The organism is Nocardia sp. NPDC004604 (assembly GCF_040609795.1).
Classification (GTDB): Bacteria; Actinomycetota; Actinomycetes; order Mycobacteriales; family Mycobacteriaceae; genus Nocardia.
The window spans coordinates 18228-39643 of sequence record NZ_JBEXLC010000060.1 but is presented as its reverse complement, the minus strand read 5'-3'; the positions used below and the strand labels follow the sequence as shown (position 1 = coordinate 39643).

Annotated in this window: 17 protein-coding genes; 9 read left to right on the top strand and 8 right to left on the bottom strand. The window is 66.4% G+C overall.

Annotated elements, in window-relative coordinates:
• Positions 1-33 precede the first annotated feature (33 nt).
• Positions 34-1788, bottom strand: a complete 1755-nt coding sequence (locus ABZW16_RS22090) for a proline--tRNA ligase (protein WP_354957829.1) — start codon at positions 1786-1788, stop codon at positions 34-36.
• 406 nt (positions 1789-2194) lie between these two features.
• Here ABZW16_RS22090 and yaaA point away from each other — a divergent pair, with 406 nt between their 5' ends.
• Entirely contained in the window at positions 2195-2941 is a 747-nt protein-coding gene (gene yaaA / locus ABZW16_RS22085; RefSeq protein WP_354957846.1) for a peroxide stress protein YaaA, read from the top strand.
• Here the strand turns inward: yaaA and ABZW16_RS22080 are convergent.
• Positions 2938-3873: a hypothetical protein gene (locus ABZW16_RS22080; protein ID WP_354957828.1), complete on the bottom strand. Its 936-nt coding sequence runs from the start codon at positions 3871-3873 to the stop codon at positions 2938-2940. The two genes, yaaA and ABZW16_RS22080, sit on opposite strands and share 4 nt — an antisense overlap.
• Positions 3874-3960: 87 nt before the next feature.
• A complete protein-coding gene (locus tag ABZW16_RS22075) occupies positions 3961-4638 on the bottom strand; it encodes an NADPH-dependent F420 reductase (RefSeq protein WP_354957827.1) in 678 nt (225 codons plus the stop codon).
• Between the two features lie 385 nt (positions 4639-5023).
• Between ABZW16_RS22075 and ABZW16_RS22070 the strand changes: the two genes are divergently transcribed.
• Positions 5024-5200: a hypothetical protein gene (locus ABZW16_RS22070; protein WP_354957826.1), complete on the top strand. Its 177-nt coding sequence runs from the start codon at positions 5024-5026 to the stop codon at positions 5198-5200.
• Between the two features lie 38 nt (positions 5201-5238).
• Here ABZW16_RS22070 and ABZW16_RS22065 read toward each other — a convergent pair whose 3' ends face one another.
• Complete coding sequence (locus tag ABZW16_RS22065; RefSeq protein WP_354957825.1) at positions 5239-6918, bottom strand: PucR family transcriptional regulator; 1680 nt, start codon at positions 6916-6918, stop codon at positions 5239-5241.
• 464 nt (positions 6919-7382) lie between these two features.
• Here ABZW16_RS22065 and ABZW16_RS22060 point away from each other — a divergent pair, with 464 nt between their 5' ends.
• From ABZW16_RS22060 to ABZW16_RS22050, 3 genes are all read left to right on the top strand, one after another.
• On the top strand, positions 7383-8873 hold the full coding sequence (locus ABZW16_RS22060) for a CoA-acylating methylmalonate-semialdehyde dehydrogenase (RefSeq protein ID WP_354957824.1): 1491 nt from the start codon (positions 7383-7385) through the stop codon (positions 8871-8873).
• A 32-nt stretch (positions 8874-8905) separates the two neighbouring features.
• Complete coding sequence (locus tag ABZW16_RS22055) at positions 8906-10273, top strand: aspartate aminotransferase family protein (RefSeq protein ID WP_354957823.1); 1368 nt, start codon at positions 8906-8908, stop codon at positions 10271-10273.
• A gap of 118 nt (positions 10274-10391) precedes the next feature.
• Positions 10392-10802, top strand: a complete 411-nt coding sequence (locus ABZW16_RS22050) for a PPOX class F420-dependent oxidoreductase (RefSeq protein WP_354957822.1) — start codon at positions 10392-10394, stop codon at positions 10800-10802.
• 17 nt (positions 10803-10819) lie between these two features.
• Here ABZW16_RS22050 and ABZW16_RS22045 read toward each other — a convergent pair whose 3' ends face one another.
• The 3 genes from ABZW16_RS22045 to cobA form a co-directional block, all read right to left on the bottom strand.
• Positions 10820-12301, bottom strand: coding sequence for an MFS transporter (locus ABZW16_RS22045; protein ID WP_354957821.1), 1482 nt, complete (start codon positions 12299-12301; stop codon positions 10820-10822).
• Positions 12302-12316: 15 nt separating this feature from the next.
• Positions 12317-13831: an MFS transporter gene (locus ABZW16_RS22040; protein ID WP_354957845.1), complete on the bottom strand. Its 1515-nt coding sequence runs from the start codon at positions 13829-13831 to the stop codon at positions 12317-12319.
• Between the two features lie 133 nt (positions 13832-13964).
• Positions 13965-15185 (bottom strand): uroporphyrinogen-III C-methyltransferase, encoded by a 1221-nt coding sequence (cobA, locus tag ABZW16_RS22035; protein WP_354957844.1) that lies wholly within the window; start codon positions 15183-15185, stop codon positions 13965-13967.
• A gap of 258 nt (positions 15186-15443) precedes the next feature.
• Here cobA and ABZW16_RS22030 point away from each other — a divergent pair, with 258 nt between their 5' ends.
• Positions 15444-16403 (top strand): hypothetical protein, encoded by a 960-nt coding sequence (locus ABZW16_RS22030; RefSeq protein ID WP_354957820.1) that lies wholly within the window; start codon positions 15444-15446, stop codon positions 16401-16403.
• An 87-nt stretch (positions 16404-16490) separates the two neighbouring features.
• Positions 16491-17900: a cytosine permease gene (locus ABZW16_RS22025; protein WP_354957818.1), complete on the top strand. Its 1410-nt coding sequence runs from the start codon at positions 16491-16493 to the stop codon at positions 17898-17900.
• Positions 17901-18284: 384 nt separating this feature from the next.
• On the opposite strand, the gene ABZW16_RS22020 is transcribed toward ABZW16_RS22025, so the two are convergent.
• Positions 18285-19820: a PucR family transcriptional regulator gene (locus tag ABZW16_RS22020; protein ID WP_354957817.1), complete on the bottom strand. Its 1536-nt coding sequence runs from the start codon at positions 19818-19820 to the stop codon at positions 18285-18287.
• A gap of 84 nt (positions 19821-19904) precedes the next feature.
• Between ABZW16_RS22020 and ABZW16_RS22015 the strand changes: the two genes are divergently transcribed.
• Entirely contained in the window at positions 19905-20375 is a 471-nt protein-coding gene (locus tag ABZW16_RS22015) for a nucleoside deaminase (protein ID WP_354957816.1), read from the top strand.
• 64 nt (positions 20376-20439) lie between these two features.
• Positions 20440-21399, top strand: a complete 960-nt coding sequence (locus ABZW16_RS22010; RefSeq protein ID WP_354957815.1) for a 2-oxoglutarate and iron-dependent oxygenase domain-containing protein — start codon at positions 20440-20442, stop codon at positions 21397-21399.
• Positions 21400-21416: the final 17 nt, after the last annotated feature.

Genomic DNA, 21416 nt, shown 5'->3' with positions numbered 1-21416 from the left:
CCCGGGCTTCGCTATCGGTTGCCGAAGGCGGACCTATCGTTCGCCGCGCACCTGCGCGAGCACCGATTCGACCACCGCATCGGCGGGGACCTCGATGGACTCCCCGGTGAAGCGATCGCGAATCTCGACCTTGCCTTCGGCCCAGCCGCGACCGACGACCACGATCAGCGGAACACCGATCAGCTCGGAATCCTTGAACTTCACACCGGGCGATGCCTTGCGGTCGTCGAGCACGACCTCGACTCCGGCCGCATCCAACAGCGCCGCGACCTGTTCGCCACCCTCGCGCGAGGAGTCGTCCTTATTGGCGATGACCACGTGCACGTCGAACGGCGCGACCTCGCGCGGCCAGCGCAGGCCCTTCTCATCGTGCTGCTGTTCGGCGATGACCGCGACCATGCGCGAGACCCCGACGCCGTAGGAGCCCATGGTGAGCCGCACCGGCTTGCCGTTCTCGCCGAGCACGTCCACCTCGAACGCGTCGGTGTACTTGTTGCCGAGCTGGAAGATGTGGCCGATCTCGATGCCGCGCGCCGATACCAGGACGCCACGGCCGTCAGGCGAGGGATCGCCATCGCGCACCTCGGCGGCCTCGATGGTGCCGTCGGGGGTGAAGTCGCGACCAGCGACCAAGCCGACGACATGTTTGCCGGGCTCGTCGGCGCCGGTGATCCAGCTGGTGCCGGTGCCGATGCGCGGGTCGACCAGGTAGCGAACACCATTGGCCTGCAGCGCCTTCGGGCCGATATAGCCCTTCACCAGGAACGGGTTGGCGGCGAAATCGGCCTCGGTGAGCAGTTCCACCTCGGCGGGTTCGACCGAAGCGCCGAGGCGCTTGTCGTCGATCTCGCGGTCGCCGGGAATGCCGATGCCGAGCAGTTCGGTCTTACCGTCCGGATGGCGCAGCTTCACCATGATGTTCTTCAAGGTGTCGGCGGCGGTGATGGGACGGTCGGCGATGCCCGTGCCATTGGCCCAATCCACCAAGGTCGCGATGGTCGGGGTGTTCGGGGTGTCGTGTACGACCGCGGCGGGCAGACCCTCGATCGGCCTCGATTCGGCAGCGGGCGTGACCACTGCTTCCACATTTGCCGCGTATCCGGACTCCCGGCACACCACGTAGGTGTCCTCGCCGACCGGACTGTCGGCGAGGAATTCCTCCGACGCACTGCCGCCCATCGCGCCCGAGGTGGCCGCGACGATGACGTACTTGACCTCGAGCCGGTTGAAAATGCGCTGGTAGGCCTCGCGGTGTGCGCTGTAGCTGGCCTTGAGCCCGTCCTCGTCCAGGTCGAAGGAGTAGGAGTCCTTCATGATGAATTCGCGCCCGCGCAGGATGCCGGCGCGGGGACGCTCCTCATCACGGTACTTCGTCTGGATCTGGTACAGCGTGACCGGGAGATCCTTGTACGAGCTGTATTCACCCTTCACGGTGAGCGCGAACAGCTCCTCGTGGGTGGGGCCGAGCAGATAGTCGGCGCCCTTGCGGTCCTGCAGCCGGAACAGGCCGTCGCCGTATTCGGTCCACCGGTTGGTGGTCTCGTACGGATCGCGCGGCAGCAGGGCGGGCAGCGAGATCTCCTGCGCGCCGATGGCGTTCATCTCCTCCCGCACGACCTCCTCGACCCGCCGCAGCACCCGCAGGCCCAGCGGTAGCCACGAGTACACGCCCGGGGCGATGCGCCGCACATATCCGGCACGGACGAGGAGTTTGTGACTGGGCACCTCGGCGTCGGCGGGATCGTCGCGCAGGGTACGCAGGAACAGGTGGGAGAGGCGGGTGATCACGGACGACAGGGTAGTCGCTGGCCGAGCGATGTCTGCAAGGCATCGGCCCATTTCGGCGCGAGCGGGGTCCGTCGTTGCGCAGGCAACCGCCTCCGAGCCCTGACCGCGCACCGCTCCGCTTCGCCGACACCCGACTCCACCGCACACCGGCGCGCACTTCATTCATGGCACGCTCGCCGACACCCGACTCCGGCGCGCACACCGCATTCATGGCACGCTCGCCGACACTCACTCACCGCACCGCCTCGCCGACACCCGACTCCGCCGCACACCGTGCACATGGCACGCTCGCCAGCACTCACTCACGGATCCGCCTCCCCAACACCCGACTCCACCGACACCGACACGCACTGAGTTCATGGCTCGCTCGCTGACACTCGTCTGCGCGCCGGTACCGTATCCGGTCGTGCTGGTCCTGCTGCCCCCTTCCGAAACCAAGTCCGACGGTGGAACCGGCGGACCGCTAGAGCTGGAGTCGCTGGCGATGCCCCAGCTCACGGCTGTGCGCGATCGGCTCATCGACGAGGTCGTCAAGCTGGCCGCCGACCCGGACGCCGCGCGTGCGGTACTCGGCCTCGGCAAGGGGGCCGATACCGAAATCGCTCGCAATGCGGCGTTGCGCAGCTCCGCGACCCGGCCCGCGCTGGAGCGCTACACCGGCGTCCTCTACGACGCTCTCGATGCCGGCTCCTTCACCAAGGTGCAACGCGCCAAGGCCTATGCGCGCCTCGGTATCGGCTCGGCACTGTTCGGCGCTGTGCGCGCGGACGACCTCATCCCGGCCTACCGTCTCTCCGGCGGTGCCAAACTCCCCGGCCTGTCGACCCTTTCCGCCATCTGGCGCGATGTCCTGCCCGACGCCTTGCACGCCGAGGCCGCGGGCGAACTCGTCATCGATCTGCGTTCGGGCACCTACCAGCAGCTCGGCCGCGTCCCCGACGCCATCACCGCCAATGTCCTCACCGAACACCCCGACGGCTCGCGAACCGTGGTCAGCCACTTCAACAAACACCACAAGGGCTTGCTCGCCCGTGCCCTCGTCCTCACCCGCGCCGACCCCACCGACATCCGCGCCGTCGCCCGCATCGCCACCAAATCCGGCCTCCGCACCGAAATAGCCTCTCCCACCGAACTCCTCATCATCACCGCCTAGATGCTTTCGGCGGCCAGCCAGGAACCGGTTCGGCGGATCCGGCGGGCCAGGTCGGCGGCTCGGGTCAGGCGCGTCAGCCAAGGTTCCGAGTTATCGAGGTCGCGCCAGCACCAGCGGACCACTATCCACCCGAGGGCGCGCAGCGCGTCGTCGCGGACTTTCTCGGCGACCGATTCCGCTGATGGGTGAATGTTGTTGCGGCGCTGGGCCATTTCGTCGAATTCGCCGACGACACCGAGTGTTGGGAACAGGAAGTCGACTCTGGACACGGCGGTTCCCCGCACATCCAGGATGGTGGGCTGCAGTTCCGGCATCGGGAGGCCGCAGGTGTGCAGCGCAACCCGACTGCGGGATTCGCCCGGACTCTCGGCCCGCCCGTCCAGGAATTCGATGACTCGACGGGCCGCCGGACAGCCGGGACGTCCGCTGGACCGCATCAGTTGCTCAGCGAGTTCGGCACGGGATGTTCGGCCGAGACGCAGTGCGGCATCACCTATTACTACTGCCTGTTCGAAAGGTACGGTGCGGGCCAGATCGATGATCGTGCGCGCCACCGCCGTCACCCGCAGGTCGCCGATCCGCACGATCTCGTCCGGTTCCGTCGACGCTGCATGCACCACGACTCGGGGACCGATGCGTGCCCCGGTCTTTCGGTTGCGGGTCAGGTGAACTCGCGTCAGTGGTACGAACCACACCGGCAGCCCATGGGCGACCGCCGCGGAGACATGGCTGACAACCGCGGCGGAACTCGCGCCCGCGGCGACCGCGCCGGTAAGCACCGAATGCCGTTGTGCGGCATTGAGTTCGCCGACATCACCGGTATTGACATAGTGCCCGCGACAAATCCGGTGCCAGGATCGTCCGCGCAGTTCACGACCGGCGACGCCGGCCTGAAGCGCGGCCTGCCGGGAGATCGTTTTCGGTAAGTCCACCCCACAATGCTCCCGAGCGGACCATGCCGCCAAAAGCCCCGATCCGCGAAATGTGGACAACTCGCAGGCTGTGGATAAATCCGCTCGCTAGCGTTGGGCGGCGGCGAGGGCAGTGCGGATCTTTTCGGGGGACGCGGGGGCGGCAGGGTGCTCCCAGAAGGGGAGGGCCGACGCGTAGGGGTCGCCGTAGGCGGGGGTGTTGACCTGGAAGCGCCAGCTCTCGGTCAGGGGGCCGACATCGACGGTGTCGTAGCCGAGGGCGTCGAGGAGTTCGGCGGCGGACTTTTTGGCGTCGGCATCGTCGCCTGCGATGGGGAGAGTCGAGCGGTCGGCGGCATCGGAGGGGCGCGCGAGTGCGGCCAGGTGCGGATAGAAGATGTTGTTGAAGGCCTTGACGACCTTGGACGTCGGCAGATGGCGCTGGAGCAGTTCGCTGCTGGTGGCGGTTGCGTCCTCGAGTTCGGGGAAGGTGCCGTCGCGGTCCGGGTAGTAGTTGTTGGTGTCGATGACGACCTTGCCCGCCAGCGGATCGACCGGGACCTGACGATAGTTCTTCAGTGGCACCGTGACCACCACGATGTCGCCTGCCGCAGCGGCCTCCGCGGCGGTGGTGGCACGTGCCGTCGGCCCGAGTTCGGCCACCAACTCCGCCAACGTCTCCGGCCCGCGTGAATTGCTGACCACCACATCGAGTCCGCCCACGACGGCCAACCGCGCCAGCGTGCCCCCGATATTGCCGCTACCGATCAATCCAAGCGTCGTCATGCCCGGTCCCAACCGTCTCGCACCCATGGATGTTCCCGTCACGCACCACCGGACACACAGTCAGCCGGTCCAGCCGGCGAGCCACTCCACACGACCAGCTGCTCCACGCGATCAGCCACTCCACACGACTAGCCAGTCCAACCAGTCCACGCAGTCAACCAGTCCACGCGGCCCCCAGTCCGCGCGATCCGAGGCGAAAACTCGGATGCGCACCGGACGAGCGGTCTGCACTGTTGCCGCGAGCGGCGGGGAAATTCGAAAAGAGGCGCCGCACAGGGAAAGTGACGGCGTACGAGTGCGCCCGGGGAGTAGAGATGACGAAGCTGAATCAGATCATCGCGGTGCAGAAGGGCTGCAGCTCCGGTACCTGAGCGACGGTCTGGAGTTGACGACCGCCGTCGAGTCCGTGACCTACCCCTACGATCGGATCAAGCGGATTCGGATCCAGGAGCACACCGTGGCGGTATCCGGTGAGCTGGGCCTGCGAGTGCTTCCGCGCGAACTCTTTCCAGCAGAGGCGCTGTCATTCCTCGAGCGTTCGACAGCGGGGCGGCTGCGCTAGGCGAGAAGTGGCTAATTGTAGAGGGAATTCCGGTTCGGCTAGAGCATGTCGGCGTCGGCGGACAGGTCGCGAATGAGCAGCGCGGTATGCAGCGAGGTGCGGGATTCACCGTCCTCGAGGTCGACGTCGAGAATTCGCTCGATGCGGGCGAGCCGATCGTAGAGGGTCGGTCTGCTGATATTGAGCCGCTTGGCGAGTTCGGTTTTATTGCCCGCCACATCGAGGAACTGCCGCAGCGTGCGCGTCAGATCCGCCGCATGATGAATGTCGTAGCGCAGCAACGCACTCAGCTCCGTTTCGGCGAAACTCTGCACACCGGGTTCATTGCGGATCAGCGAGAGCAGTCCGCGCAATCGGATATCGCCGCTGCGATAGAACGGCCGCGGCTCTGCCACGCGAGCGACAGGCCCCGAGGCGATAGCGGAGCGTGCCCCCGCAGTGCCCCGTGAGCGCGGCAAATCGGATACCGACGACTCCAGCGACAGCGCGACCTCGGCGACATGCGACGCGTGCGCCAACTCACGCGCGGTATCGAGCAGCGAATCCCCCTCGGCGCCAACGCCGATGACCACGCGGTGCACCCCGTCCACCCGCCGCACCTCGGCGGTGATCGCCGTGCATACGGCACGGAGCGTGTCGTCCAGATCGGCGCTGCGCACAACCGCGAGCACCATGGCGACCCGATCGCCGTGCTCGGCCGCGGTCAATGCGGTCGCCCTCGACAGTCCGAGTCCGTGGGTCACCGCGTCGAGCACGCCCGCACTGCGGCGCTGCCTGGCGACCTGGTCGGCTTCGGCGAGGGCGGCGACGGCTACCGCGAGCGGAACGTAGTTCACCCGGCGGGTCAGCAGACCCAGCGCGGCCGCCCTGGCCTGCGCATCGCGCTCGTCGAGTACGCGGCCATTGACCATATCGTCGATGAGTCCGGTCTGCGCCTGCCGATGCAGGCCGAAGCGGTCCTTGTCGATCATCCGGTGCAGCGTCAGCGTCTGGGCCGCGCGCTCCAGCACCATGCGCGCCCGCGGCGTCGGGACCCGACTCGATCGCAGAATCAGCCGACCCCATCGCTGGGTATGCGGGCCGACCGCGACCACATCCCACCCGTCGGGCCAGAGTCGCGAGGTGGTCTCCCAGTTCTCCAGGATCGTCGAGGTACTGGCATGCCGGGCGGTGAGCGCGAGTACCCGGTGCGCCAGATCTTCCAGCACCACCGAGGAATCGAGCATGTCCGCGGCGGTTTTGACGATCTCGGCCAGCGAGGCCCGGCGCACACTCAACTCGGTGAACGTCTCGTGCACGGTGCGCGCGAACTCCAGTTCGGCGTACTGGTCGGCCACGATGACCCGGTGCACCGCCTCGGTGATCTCCACGAATCGGGTGACCCGATGCAGCGCGACCACCGGCAGCTCGAGTTCATCGGCCAGCTCCACGACCACCCGTGGCAACTCCGGCACAGCATCGCCGAGTTCCACAACCAGCCCGGCCACCCCCGCCGCGGCCAGCGACCGCAGATAGGCGACCGTCGATTCGTCACCATCGGTCAGTGCCAAGCCCGTGGTCAGCATCAGTTCCCCGCCGACCAGCAGTTCGGCGACATCCGGCAGGTCACTGACGTGCACCCACCGCACCGGCCGATCCAGCGATCCTCCACCGACGACCTGCGGCTCGCCCGCGCGCACGACCGGCATGGCCAGCACATCAGCAACGGAGAGAAGCACCTACAAATTGTAAAACCAAATCCGAAATCACGTACAGATCGTTGGGTCGATATGGCCGGTCCATAGTGCAGAGTTGGGACCACAACAGCATCCGACACCGTCACCACCGGCACACCGCTGAACGGCAACGGCAACGGCCACCGCCGACCACCGACTGCCAACCGCTAATAGCCGACAACCACCAATCATCAACCACCACCAACCGACGACCGACGGCCATCAGCACCGGCCGCCAACCACCGAGCGACGAGCGCGTGTCCACCGCCAGCCCGACCCCGTCAAGCCTGGCAGACACAACCAGATGACCCCCACCCCGGCGAACCCTGGGATCCGATCAAAGCACCGCACAGCACCGCCCACGGCGCATCCCGGATCCCGGTGACCAGCCGGGGACAACGGTGCATCGGCACCCAACACTCAGCGGTCGACGACACCCACAACGCTCACGGACGAATCGAGGAGATATGCAGACAATCGCGCATTGGCTCGACGGCAAGCCCTTTGCCGGCACGAGTTCGGCGTCCGCGCCGGTGACGAATCCGGCGACCGGGGTGGTGACCGGGCAGGTCGCGCTGGCCGGTGTCGAGGATGCCAGGGCGGTGATCGAATCGGCCAAGGCGGCGTTTCCGGACTGGCGCGATACCTCGCTGGCGCGGCGCACCCAGATCCTGTTCCGGTTCCGCGAACTGCTCAATGAACGCAAGGAAGAACTCGCCGAGCTGATCACCGCCGAGCACGGCAAGGTGCGCTCCGATGCGCTCGGCGAGGTGACCCGCGGCCTCGAGGTGGTCGAATTCGCCTGCGGTATCCCACATTTGGTGAAGGGCGGATTCACCGAGAATGCATCGACAAAGGTGGATATCTTCTCGATCCGCCAGCCGCTCGGTCCGGTCGCGGTGATATCACCGTTCAACTTCCCGGCGATGGTGCCGATGTGGTTCTTCCCGATCGCGATTGCCGCCGGCAATACCGTGGTGCTCAAGCCGAGTGAGAAGGATCCATCCTCTTCGCTGTGGCTGGCCGAGCTGTGGCACGAGGCCGGTTTGCCCGCAGGGGTTTTCAATGTGCTGCAGGGCGATAAGGTCGCGGTCGACGAACTGCTCGACAATCCGAATATCAAGGCCGTCTCATTCGTCGGCTCGACACCGATCGCGAAGTACGTCTACCAGCGCGGCACCGCCAATGGCAAGCGCGTACAGGCGCTCGGCGGCGCCAAGAACCATATGGTCGTGCTGCCCGACGCCGACCTGAATCTGGCCGCCGACGCCGCAGTGAACGCCGGATTCGGCTCCGCGGGTGAGCGTTGTATGGCGATCAGCGTGGTGCTCGCGGTCGGCGCGGTCGGCGACGAACTGGTCGCCAAGATCACCGAGCGCGCCAAGACCATCAAGACCGGCGATGGCACCCGCGATACCGATATGGGCCCGCTGGTGACCCGTGAGCACCGCGATCGCGTCGCCGCCTATATTGATGCGGGCGATTCCGCCGGTGCCACTGTCGTTCTCGACGGACGCGGTGTTCGGGCCGACGGGGAGGCGGACGGATTCTGGCTCGGGCCAACGATTCTCGATCACGTCGGCACCGAGATGAGTGTCTACACCGACGAGATCTTCGGCCCGGTGCTGTCGGTCGTGCGTGTCGACAGCTACGACGAGGCGCTGGCCCTGATCAACGACAACCCCTACGGCAACGGCACCGCGATCTTCACCAATGACGGCGGCGCGGCCCGGCGCTTCCACAACGAGGTGGAGGTCGGGATGGTCGGCATCAATGTGCCGATTCCGGTTCCGATGGCCTACTACAGCTTCGGCGGCTGGAAGAACTCGCTGTTCGGCGATTCGCACGCGCACGGCACCGAGGGCGTGCACTTCTTCACCAGGGCCAAGGCCGTGACGACGCGCTGGCTCGATCCGAGCCACGGCGGACTCGAACTCGGGTTCCCGCAGAACAAGTAGCCGGTCCTCGACTCACGCAGGAGAACTCGCCGATGACCCTCCCGAATGGATTGACAGCCGAGGATGCCAGGCGGGCCGCCGCGCGCGCCTACGAGCTCGACCGTCGCCACGTATTCCACTCCTGGTCCGCGCAGGCACAGCTGACGCCGATGACCATCACCGCGGCCCAGGGCTGCTACGTCTGGGATGGCGATGGCAACCGCCTGCTCGATTTCTCCTCGCAGCTGGTGAACACCAATATCGGTCACCAGCATTCGAAAGTCGTTGCCGCGGTACAGGAACAGGCCGCCAAACTGTGCACCGTGGGACCGCAGCACGTCAACGACGCCCGCTCCGAGGCCGCCCGGCTCATTGCCGAGCGGACCCCGGGCGAGCTGAACAAGATCTTCTTCACCAATGGCGGCGCCGATGCCGTCGAGCATGCGGTCCGGATGGCGCGCCTGCATACCGGGCGTTACAAGGTGCTCGCGCGCTACCGCTCCTATCACGGCGGCACCGAGACCGCGATCAACCTCACCGGCGACCCGCGACGCTGGCCCAATGACCACGGCAATAGCGGGGTCGTCCACTTCTTCGGCCCCTTCCTGTACCGGTCGCAATTCCACGCGAGCACCGAACCCGAGGAAGCCGAACGCGCTTTGGCGCATCTCGAGCAGACCATCGCATTCGAGGGGCCGGATACGATCGCCGCGATCGTGCTCGAATCCATCCCCGGCACCGCGGGAATCATGGTGCCACCGCCCGGATATATGGCGGGTGTGCGGGAGCTGTGCGATAAGTACGGCATCGTCTTCATCGCCGATGAGGTGATGTCGGGTTTCGGTCGCACCGGAAAGTGGTTCGCCATAGCGCATTTCGACGGTGTCGTCCCCGATCTGGTGACCTTCGCCAAGGGGGTGAACTCCGGTTATGTGCCGCTCGGCGGTGTCGCGATCAGTCCGGCCATCGCGGCGAGCTTCGATGATCGCCCCTACCCGGGCGGGCTGACCTATTCGGGTCATCCGTTGGCGACGGCGGCCGCGGTCGCCACCATCAACGCGATGCGCGACGAGCGAATCGTGGAGAATGCCGCCGATATCGGTGAGCGAGTCCTCGGTCCGGGTCTGCACGAACTCGCCGAACGCCATCCCAGCATCGGTGATGTGCGCGGTGCGGGCGTGTTCTGGGCGCTGGAACTGGTGCGGGACAGGCGAACTCGCGAACCGCTGGCCCCCTATGGCGGCACCAGCACCGCGATGTCGGCGACGGTCGCCGCGGCGAAGGCAGCGGGCCTGCTGCTGTTCGTCAATTTCAATCGGCTGCATGTGGTCCCGCCGTGCGTCATCGGCGAGGCGGAGGCGAAGGAGGGGCTGGCGATCCTCGACCAGGTGCTTTCAATTGCCGACGGGCACGTGGACTGAGCAGATTATTCGGAAGCGGCCCGGGCCTCGCCGCTGCGGCCTGATCCGACAATACCTAGCGCGCGTCCGGCCGATCGGATCGGGAATGTTCTTGATCGGCAGGACGTTTCACTCCCGCATGACCAGTGCTGTGCTTTCCGATGAGTTGAAGAAGTATCTGGACGAGGCCAAGGTGTATGTGACCGCGGCCACGATCGGGCCGAACGGACAACCGCATCTGACTGTCATCTGGCTCAAGCGCGACGGCGACGACTTGCTGTTCTCCACCACCGTGGATCGCCAGCAGGGCAAGAACCTCGCCCGCGACCCGCGGATCACCGTCATGATCAATCCGCCGGAGAACCCGTATGTGTACGCGGAGATTCGCGGCACCGCCACCCTGACGCCCGATCCGGACAAGGCACTCCCGAACGAGCTGTCGAACCACTACCACGGACTCCCGTACGTCGAATTCAACCCCGCCTCCGTCAATGACGGACCCCGCGTGATCGTCCGGGTCACCCCGCGCAAGGTCGCCGGCCGCCTGTGAGCCGACGGCCGAGCGGATCACCCCTGCTTGGCCGCCTCCTGAGCATGCTGCGCCTGCCCCACCTCCGCTGCGGTGTATCGCAAGGTCAGCGCGACCAGACCGACGAGCAGCGCGCCGAACGCGGCGACGAAAAGTACCAGCGTGTAACCGCTGCCGAGGGCATCGAGTTGGGTCGAGGTCATGTCGGAGGGTTTGCCGGTGGTGCCACCGAGTGACAGCGTGCGGGTGGCGGCGATCGGTGCGAGCAGTCCGATCGCGACCGGTGTGCCCAGATTCATGAACATCTGGCCGACCGCCGTCAGCGGTCCGATATTCCTCGGCGGCACGCCGACCAGCACGCACAGCGGGACCATCACCACCGCCACGCCGATGCCGAATCCGATGACGATGAACAGCACCAGCAGCGTCGGCAGGTACCGCACGCCGCGGTCCAGGGTCGAGCCGAACAGCAATCCGGCGACCATGATCGCCGCGGCACCGCTCAATAGCCAGCGCGGCGCCACGGTCATCGCCAGTTTCGAGGCGAGCGCGGTACCCATACCCGCGCCGATGGTGAACGGAATAAAGGCGAGCCCGGCGACCAGCGGGCTGTATCCGACGGCATTCTGGACGAACAGACCCGCGAAATAGGTTGTCGCGCCGAGCACTCCGCTGGCCAGCAGGATCGCACCGAAGGTCGCGTTGCGGTCGCGATGATCGAACAGCGACCAGGGCAATAGCGGATTGCGGACCCACCGCTCGGCGAGGATGAAGCAGATCAGCAGCACCACACCGGCGACCAGCGAGCCGATGATGATCGGGCTGTCCCAGCCGAATTCGGGTCCCTCGGTTGCACCGAATACCAAGGACGCGCACGCCGCCGTGCCGAGCACCGCACCGCGCACGTCCAGGGGTAGTCGATGGTGGGCAGTATCGCGCAGTTGGAACAGCGCACCCCACAAGATCATCACCCCGATCGGCACATTGATCAGGAATATCCACCGCCAACTCGCCTCGGTCAGCGCGCCGCCGATCACCAAACCGCCGACCGAGCCGACCGCCATCATGGAGCCGAAGATCGCGATTGCCTGATTGCGCTCCCGGCCTGGCGCGAAGGTGGTGGCCACCAAGGCCAGGGCCGTCGGGGCCGCGAGCGCCGCACCGGTGCCCTGGATCGCGCGGGCCGCGATCAGCATCCCATCGTTCTGCGCGAGTCCGCACAGCAGTGAGGCCAGCGTGAACAGCGCGACCCCGGCGATGAACATGGGCTTGCGGCCGAACGAGTCACCGATCCGGCCGCCGAGCAACATCAGACCTGCGAAGGGCAGGCCGTATGCGGTGACCATCCAGGCGCTACCCGAACTCGATAATCCCAGTTCGTCCTGTAGTCGGGGCAGCGCGAGAATCACCACCGTGCCGTCGAGCACGACCATCAGCTGCAACCCGCTCAGCACCAGAATTGCGAGTCCGAACGCCCGCCGCGTCACCGGATAACGCGTCGCCGCGGGATTGTCTGGCACAGTCAGCCACTGTAGTCAGGACCGACGGATGACCGGAATCGGCCCGGTCCGCGGAATGACCGGCATGGACCCGGTCCGCTGCGATTCCTCCTGTGCATGCTGTGCCTCGGCCAGTTGTGTCGGCGTGAAACGCAGCATCAGGGCGATGAAGCCAGCCGCGACCGCGACGAGTGAGCAGACCGCTAGAACCAGCGTGTACCCGCTGCCGAGTGCAAAGATCTCGGCCTCGTTCATATCCGCCGCCTTTCCGGTGCGCCCGCCCATCGACATCGTGCGCGAGGCCGCGATCGGCGTCAGCAGCCCGATGAATACCGGCGTCGCCAAATTCATGAACATCTGGCCCACCGCGGACAGCGGACCGATATCCGAGGGCGGCACACCGACCAGCACGCACAGCGGCGCGAGCACCATCGCGACACCGACGCCGAAACCGATCACAATCAATAGCGGCAGCAGGAGGGTCAGGTAGCTCACACCGCCATCGAGCTGCGAACCGACCAGCAGCCCGGCCGATAACACGAACGCAGAGCCGCACAGCAGCCAGCGCGGTGCGACGACCAACGCCGCCTTGGAGGCCAGCGCGCCGCCGACGCCGATCCCGATCGTGAACGGAATCGAGGCGACACCGGCCACCAGCGGGCCGTAGCCGAGCACATTCTGCAGAAACTGCGCGACAAAGAACGTCATCGCGCCGAGCACACCACCGGCCAGGAAGATCAGCGCGAAGGTGGTGACCCGATCGCGGCTGTCGAACAGCGACCACGGCAGCAGTGGATCGTCGACGGTGCGCTCCACGACCACGAAGACGATGAGCAGCACCACACCCGCCACCAGCGCGCCGATGATCGCCGGACTGCCCCAGCCCATTTCCGGCCCTTCGGTCGCGCCGAAGACGATCGAGGCGCAGGCCAGGGTGCCGAGCACCGCGCCGCGGATATCGAGTGGGGACCGATGGTGTTCGGTGTCGGCGAGCTGGAACAGCGCACCGATGATGATCAATGTGCCGATCGGCACATTGATCAGGAAGATCCAGCGCCAGGACAACTGGGTCAGTGCACCGCCGACCACCAGACCGCCGACCGATCCGATTCCGACCATCGAGCCGACGATCGCCACTGCCTGATTGCGCGCCTTTCCGGGCGCGAAGGTCGTCGCCACCAGCGCGAAAGCCGTCGGCGCCGCGATCGCGGCACCCGCACCCTGCACCGCGCGCGCCGCGATCAGCATGGCCTGACTCTGCGCGAGTCCGCAGAGCAGCGACGCGACCGTGAACAATCCGACGCCGACCATCAGCATCCGCTTACGCCCGAACGCATCGCCGAGTCGCCCGCCGAGCAGCATGAGACCGGCGAAGGTCAGTCCGTACGAGGTCACCGTCCACGCAGCCCCAGCGCTGGTCATCCCCATCTCCTGCTGCAGCCGCGGCAGGGCGAAGATCACCACCGTGCCGTCGAGCACAACCATCAGCTGCAACCCGCTCAACACCAGAATCGCGAGCCCGAAGGCCCGCTCCGTCACCGGATACTTCATCGTCGCCGCGGGATTATCGAGCACGGTGAGCCACTGTAATTGATACCGGTCTCACCTCCGCGCCCGCGCGGGTGCGATTCGCGCAGTCATAGCGGAAGCCGCTGGGCCTTGTGACAAGCCCCAATGGTCTGTGCTACTCGGCCGACGACGCGGCGCTCGGCTCGACGGGATCGGCCGAAAAACCTGCCGTGGGGCCGATGACGACGATCGCGGGCGGGCGGATGCCCTCCTCGCGGACGCGGGCGGCGACGGTGCCGAGGTCGGCGCGCAGGACGCGCTGGGTGCGCAGGGTCCCCTCCTGGATGACGGTGGCCGGGGTGTCGGCGGGGCGGCCGCCCTCGATCAGCGCGGTCGCGAATTGTTCGATGCGCTCGACCGCCATCATCAGCACGATCGTGCCGCGCAGCCGGGCCAGGGCGGGCCAGTCGACCAGCGAATCCGGGTGGTCGGGTGCGACATGGCCGCTCACCACGACGAACTCATGGGTGACGCCGCGATGGGTCACCGGGATGCCCGCGGCGGCGGGGACGGAGATGGGGCTGGTGATACCCGGCACCACGGTCACCGGAACGCCCGCCTCGACGCAGGCCTCGAGTTCCTCATAGCCACGGCCGAAGACATACGGGTCGCCACCCTTGAGCCGCACCACGAATTTGCCCGCCTTCGCACCCTCGATCAGCGCGGAATTGATCGCCTCCTGCGCCATGGCCCGCCCGTACGGAATCTTCGCCGCATCGATCACCTCGACATCGGGACCGAGTTCGGCCAGCAGCTCCGGCGGTGCGAGCCGGTCGGCGACAACGAGATTCGCGCGCGCGAGCAGGCGGCGGCCGCGCACCGTGATCAGATCCGGATCGCCGGGACCGCCGCCGACCAGCGCGACGCCCGGGGTGATCGGCGTCGAATCATCGGTCACCACACCTGATTGCAGCGCCTCCAGCAGCGCATTGCGCACCGCCGCGGAGCGCCGATGCTGGCCACCGGCCAGCACCCCGAGGGTGAGGCCGTCGTGCCTGGCGGTCGCGGGAGTCACCGCGGTGCCGAGCCGAGCACTGTCTGCGCGCACACAGAAGATCCGCCGCCGGGTGGCCTCCTCGACCACCGCGGCATTGGTCTCCGGTTCATCGGTGCAGGCGATCGCGTACCAGGCGCCATCCAGATCGCCATCGGCATAGGCACGCAAGGTCAGCGTGAGCTGCCCCGATGTCGCCATCCCCTCTACCGCCGGGGTGACTTCGCGACTGACCACATGCACATCCGCCCCGGAAGCGATCAGCAACCCGAGCCTGCGCTGCGCCACCGTCCCGCCACCGACCACGACCACACGCCGCCCATTGAGATCGAGCCCGACCAGGTAGTTCGGATCGCTGGCTGGTCGCGCATCGGAGTCGTGTTCCGACTGGTCATCGGTGGGTACAGGCGTGTTCGGCACAGTGTTCGAGCCTACGTCCTGCGTGCGCGCTCTCGGCACTCACCCGCCACAGCAACCGCGCGGCAAGGCATCGCCCGTGAGCTGGCGATCCGCGACCAGCAGGCAGGCCGACATCAGGCGGATGCCGACGGTCCTTGCCCCAACCGGATTTCGGCTCGAGCGGTCCCTATACTTCGGCACATGAATCGCTGGGGCCGGGTGGTCCGTGCGGCGGTATCGGTGCTGTTGATCGGCTGGCTCGCGACGGGTGGTAGCGCGCAGGCGGATCCGGCGGCCTATACGCCTGCCGACGGAGTCGAATCGATGTACTTCCAGGCGGGCCCCTCGGAGGTCACCGAAGAGATCGGATTCGGTTGTTGTGATTCGACGGGGGCCGAGTACGACATCTGGTACCCGAGCGATCTCGGTGCTACTCGGCATCCGATCGTGGTGTGGGGCAACGGCACCGATGCGGTGCCGAGCCAATACGGCCATCTGCTGCGGCATTTGGCGTCGTGGGGATTCGTCGTGATCGCGACGGAAAATCGGCAGACCGGGTCCGGGGTCGACATACTCTCGTCGCTGACCTATCTGCTGGACCGGGCACGGGATCCGTCGAGCGCATTCTTCGGAAAGCTGGACCCGACGGCGGTCGGCGCGCTGGGCCATTCTCAAGGCGCAAACGGTGTACTCAACGCGATGATCAATTCGGCCGGGGCGATCAAGACCGTGATTCCGTTCGAATTGCCCGCCCGGATCTGGTGCTCGGGCACCTGTGCCGACACTCGGAGCCTGAGTTCGGGTTCGCTGTTCTTGGTGAACGGCTCGGCGGATGCATTCATTTCGCCGTCGGATCAGCTACGGCCGTGGGAGTCCAGCGGGTTGCAGTCGAATCGGGCGTATTACGAGGCGGCGACCGTGCCGAAGGCATGGGGCACGCTGAACGGGTTGAACCACAACGATATTCAGGGCCAACCGGACTGCACTCGAGCTTCCTTCTCGTGCACCACCGGGGTGTACGGATACCTGGGCTATCCGACCGCCTGGTTGCTGGCCGAACTCCGTGGCGACACCACCGCCCGCAGCATATTCGTCGCGGACACCGGCCGATTTCTGGCCCCATCACCGAACTGGAGCAACCAAACCAGCACAGTGCACTGACGTCGCGACGAACTGTCCGCAGCGAAGCTCGCGCTGGCGTACGATTCGTCGGTTGTCCGGAACCCGGTCAGCAACCAGTGTTCAGGGATGGCATTGACCGATGACACGCCGCTGGCCTCCGAATACGCCGATCGCGTCATCGCGGTGGAACCGGGCGGCAACGAATATATTCCCGACGACGCGCGGCACGGCACCCCGCGCCAACTCTTTTGGACCTGGACCTCACCGAACCTGGAGTTCGCCACCATCTTCATCGGTGTGCTGTCGGTGACCGCCTTCGGCATGAACTTCTGGCAAGCCGGACTCGGGCTGGCAGTCGGCGTCGGACTCGGCGCGGCTGCACATTACGTATTGTCCGCGCGTGGCCCACTATTCGGTGTGCCGCAAATGGTGTTGGGCCGCACGGCATTCGGCTATCACGGCAACGCGCTGCCCGCGGCGTTCATGTCGATCATGTGCGGCGTCGGCTGGTTCGCTACCAATAGCGTCAGCGGTGCGTTCGCGCTGAGCACACTGATCGGGATGCCCAAACTCGCCGCACTGGTGCTGATCGTGGTGGCGCAGACCGGATTTGCCGTCTTCGGTCACAATCTGGTGCACGCGTTCGAGCGGATCGTGTTCCCGGTGCTGGCCATGGTGTTCCTGATCGTGACGGTCGTGATCTTCACCAAGGCCGACCTCGGTGCCGCGGCGCCGTCCGGTGGCGTGGGCGGTATCGGCGGGTTCCTGCTCACCGTCGGCACCGCATTCGGGTACGCGGGTGGCTGGAATCCGTACGCGGCGGACTACTCTCGCTATCTGCCCGCCACGGTGTCGAAGGTCGCGACGGGCGGATACGCGGCGGCCGGATTGTTCGTCTCCTGCCTGTGGCTGTCGGTGCTCGGTGCCGCCTCGGCGACCATCGCCAGCACGGTTGTCGGCAGTCCGACCGATATCTTCACAGCGAATCTGCCTACGGCGCTTGCCGATCTGACATTGTTGGCGATCGCCATCGGGGCCGTCGCCGCCAATGCGCTCAATGTGTATTCGGGTGCAATGGCTTTCGTGACAATTGGTGTCAAGTTGCCGCTGCGTACCCAGCGGGCCGTTGTATCGATCGCGTTCGGCGCTATCGGACTTCTGGTCGCGTGGTGGGCACTGCCCGACGCGGCGGCCAGTTACGAGGCGTTTCTGCTCGTCGTCGCGTACTGGATCGGTCCCTGGCTCGGCGTCATGTTCGCCGACCAATACCTGCGACGCGGCCGCAAACTCGACGGTCTGCTGTACAACCGCTCCTACACCAATTGGGGTGGTGTGGCAGCATTCCTGATCGGTCTGGTCATCTCCGTATTGTTGTTTTCCAACCAAGCCAAGTTCACCGGCTACGCGGTTCGCGAGCTACCGGACCTCGGCGATATCACCTTCTTCGTCGGCTTCCTGCTCTCTGGAGCCGCCTATTTGCTGCTCGCGCGGCCGGGTAACTCCGCCGAGGATTCGGTCGCCGCGTCTACCGAGTGACCGTATCGGGGCGGGTACTCAGGGCGACGATCCCCGATTCAGTGGACCTGATCGGGCCCAGGCCGTACAGTTGAGCTGTCACGCGAGTGACGCTGGGCGGTGGGACGCATTTGTGAGCGACGCCCCACCTGATGGGTTAGCTAGCCCACAACCAGCGGACCAGCAGGAGAGCCCCGGCGATCACGGCAGCACCTACTAAGACGATGCCGTAGTCGACCGGGGCCTTGCTCTTTTTCCGGCGATGTTTCGCCATCCCCACCACCTCCCTTCTGGGCGCGGAGTAGGACCGAGTCCTCCGCCCCTCGAAGAGAGGTGGCATCACCGTACGTGAGCCCACCGACGAAAACTGGTGTATTGCTGGGATTTTCCGACGCCTACGGCGCGTCAGCGCACTGCGGCGAGTCGGTGGGCGCACAGGGCTAGCAGCAAGGTTCCGGCCAATGCCGGGTCGCTCGGGTCGTAACCGAGGAGTTCGCGGATGCGGTCGAGGCGTTGGTAGAGAGATTGGCGTCCGATATGCAAGGCGGTGGCGCTGCGAGTCGGGCTGGCGCCGTGCCGGAGGTAGACCTCCAGGGTGCGGGACAAATCGCTGTGATGGCTTGCGTCCCAGGCGATCAGGGGTGCGACGGTGGTGGCTATCAAGCGAGTTCGTTCGGATTCCGGCAGAGATTCGACCACCAACTCAGTGGCCAGCTCGCGGCAGGTCGAGATCGGACCGCCCGCCAGCCGATCCCGGCGATGAAGCGTCGCAAGCCGGAGTGCGGAACGTGCGGCTTGCAGCGAACCGGTGAGTGCGGGCGCGGTGAACTCACAAGGATCGCCGACCACGATCGTGACCCCTTCGACAGTATTGGTGGCAAACGACTTTCGCAGTACGCGTACTGTCTCACCGACCGGATCTGCACCACCTCGCTCGACCGTGAGCAGCCCATACGTCGTGGCATGAACCTCCCCGACCAGCCCCGACCTACCGAGTTCCTTTGCCGCGGTATCCAATAGACGCGCGGCAATACGCGCATCAGGCGCGTCGAGCGCGACCGGGACCAGTATCCGTCCCGACAGCGCAGGAACTCCGGCTGCGGTACCGCGCACCTTCAGATCCGCCTGCCGAATCGGCTTGCCGTCCAATAGATCCGCCAGCAGCGTCATCGCCGCAAGCTGCGGCCGACCGGTCGGCGCACCCGAATTCGTCAGGGCCAAGCCGAGGCTCGGCGCGGACTGCTGCAGCACCTGCGCCAGCGTGGCCTCGTCGAGCACGGATCCCGGTCCCGCCGTGAGCGTTCCCCAGTTGTTCTCCCGCGCACGGATCGGTGCCGAGGCGACCGCTGCTTCGACGGCGGCCCACGCCGATCGATCATCGTCGACGCCGTGCGCCGCGATCAACGCACCATTGCCGCTGGTCACGATCAACGCACAGCCGGTAGCCGCACCCATCCTGGCGAGCAGATGCGCCAACCCGTTACCCGCCGCGAGTTCCCTGGTGACATCACGCGCGAGCTCGTTGAGCAACCGCAGCGCCGACACCTCGCGCGACACGATCTCGATATTGGCCGCCCGGCACAGGTCGATGAACGGCACCACAGCGCGCAGCGCGATCAGCGGCAGCCCATTGCGCGAGGCCTCCGCGACCATATCCGGCGGCATCGCGTCGAAGGTGCGCCCCAACTCGAACGCCACCCCGGCGACCCCGCGGCCCGCGATCTCGCGCAGATAGTGCCGCCGCGTCCCCGCATCGACACCGGCCAGGCCCAGGCCGGTGGTGAGCAGCAGTTCACCACCGGACAGCAGCGGGCTGATCTCGTAGATCTCGCTGGAGTGCACCCAGCGAACCGACCGCCCCAATCTACTGTGACCAGCGAGAACGAGCGGATCGGCCGCACTGAACTGGTCGGCGAGTAGCTCGCGGACGGTGGGCAACATATGGTCATCTTGTCATCCCGGCCGTCGATCTGAGCGGACGAACTGTACGTTGCGATAGCCGCCCGGTTCCTGGAGGTTGGAGCCATGACGCAGGCGATAACCGCACGGCAACTGCTAGAAGTGGCTTATGACGAAGCGCAGCGGGGGCTGGCGGAAGGCGGGATCCCGATCGGCGCGGCCCTGTTCGCCGCGGACGGCACTCTGCTCGGACGCGGGCACAACCGCCGGGTGCAGTCCGACGACCCCAGCATCCACGCCGAGACCGATGCGTTTCGCAATGCGGGCCGTCGCCGCGACTACGGCTCGACCATCATGGTGACCACCCTCTCGCCCTGCTGGTACTGCAGCGGGCTGGTACGCCAGTTCGGCATCGGAGCGGTCATCATCGGGGAGTCGCAGACCTTCCACGGCGGCCACGACTGGCTGGCCGAACACGGCGTCGCGGTGACCGTGCTCGAAGACCAGCGCTGCATCGACCTGATGACCGAGTTCATCGCCGACCAACCACTGCTCTGGCACGAAGACATCGGGGTGTCCGACCAGATCGACGCATAGTGACAGAACACTTCCGTCGAGCATTCCCGCACGGTAGCGCTGGCCGAACAGAAGGGACCGAAGCATGAACGCGATCGCCTCGATCGACCTCGCCCGGTGGCGGACGGGCGGATCGGCCGCCGCCGAAGTCGAACGCGATGTAGACCGGGGGTTGCGTCGCGCCGGATTCCTGCTCGTCTATGGGCACGGCATACCGGCGGAATTGCCCGCGCAGGTGCGCGCGGCGGCCCGCCGCTTCTTCGCGCTACCGGAAGAGGTCAAGCAGCGCTATGCGGTCACCGTCGGCGGCCGTGGCTGGATCGGCCCTGGCAAGGAGGCCAACGGTTATGCCGAGGGCACCGAAACGCCACCCGATCTCAAGGAGACCTACGCCGTCGGCGCCGACACCCGCACCGGCGATCCTGAGGTCGACGAGGTCTGGTTCCTGCCCAATGTCTGGCCCGAGGAGGTGATCGAACTGCGCGAGCTGATGACCGCGTACACCGCCGCCATGCGCACCCTCTCCGATGAACTGCTCGCCCTGTTCGCGGCCGCACTCGAGTTGCCCGCCAACCCTTTCCAGGGTCTGGCCGCACGTCCTACCTGGACCTGCAATATCAACCACTACCCGCCGCTCAGCGCGGTCGGCGCGCCCGAACCCGGTCAGTACCGCATCGGCCCGCATACCGATTTCGGCACCGTCACCGTGCTCGATCGCGAGCCCGGCGCGGGCGGATTGCAGATCTACACCGAAGCCGGAGGCTGGGCCGACGCACCCTACGATCCGGCCGCGCTGACCGTGAATATCGGTGACCTGCTCGCCTATTGGAGCGGCGAACGCTGGCCGTCCGGCAGGCATCGGGTGCTGCCACCGCAACCGGAGGCGCCCGAGGAGGATCTGGTCTCGCTGATCTACTTCTACGAACTCGATCACGATGCCGTGGTCACCCCGCTCGAGCCGCCGATCGGCCGAGTGAGCGGACTGCAACCGGTGGTGTCGGCGGCCTTCCTGCGCACCAGGCTGGATGCGATCACCATCGGCTGATCAGCAGCTCCGGCACC

Bases quoted from the DNA above. Each gene is read 5' to 3' on its own strand.
- ABZW16_RS22075 (WP_354957827.1), bottom strand. From the start codon at position 4,638: ATGACGACGCTTGGATTGATCGGTAGCGGCAATATCGGGGGCACGCTG.
- ABZW16_RS22020 (WP_354957817.1), bottom strand. From the start codon at position 19,820: ATGTTGCCCACCGTCCGCGAGCTACTCGCCGACCAGTTCAGTGCGGCC.
- ABZW16_RS22050 (WP_354957822.1), top strand. From the start codon at position 10,392: ATGACCAGTGCTGTGCTTTCCGATGAGTTGAAGAAGTATCTGGACGAG.
- ABZW16_RS22010 (WP_354957815.1), top strand. From the start codon at position 20,440: ATGAACGCGATCGCCTCGATCGACCTCGCCCGGTGGCGGACGGGCGGA.
- ABZW16_RS22015 (WP_354957816.1), top strand. From the start codon at position 19,905: ATGACGCAGGCGATAACCGCACGGCAACTGCTAGAAGTGGCTTATGAC.
- ABZW16_RS22060 (WP_354957824.1), top strand. From the start codon at position 7,383: ATGCAGACAATCGCGCATTGGCTCGACGGCAAGCCCTTTGCCGGCACG.
- ABZW16_RS22025 (WP_354957818.1), top strand. From the start codon at position 16,491: ATGGCATTGACCGATGACACGCCGCTGGCCTCCGAATACGCCGATCGC.
- ABZW16_RS22055 (WP_354957823.1), top strand. From the start codon at position 8,906: ATGACCCTCCCGAATGGATTGACAGCCGAGGATGCCAGGCGGGCCGCC.
- ABZW16_RS22040 (WP_354957845.1), bottom strand. From the start codon at position 13,831: ATGAAGTATCCGGTGACGGAGCGGGCCTTCGGGCTCGCGATTCTGGTG.
- ABZW16_RS22030 (WP_354957820.1), top strand. From the start codon at position 15,444: ATGAATCGCTGGGGCCGGGTGGTCCGTGCGGCGGTATCGGTGCTGTTG.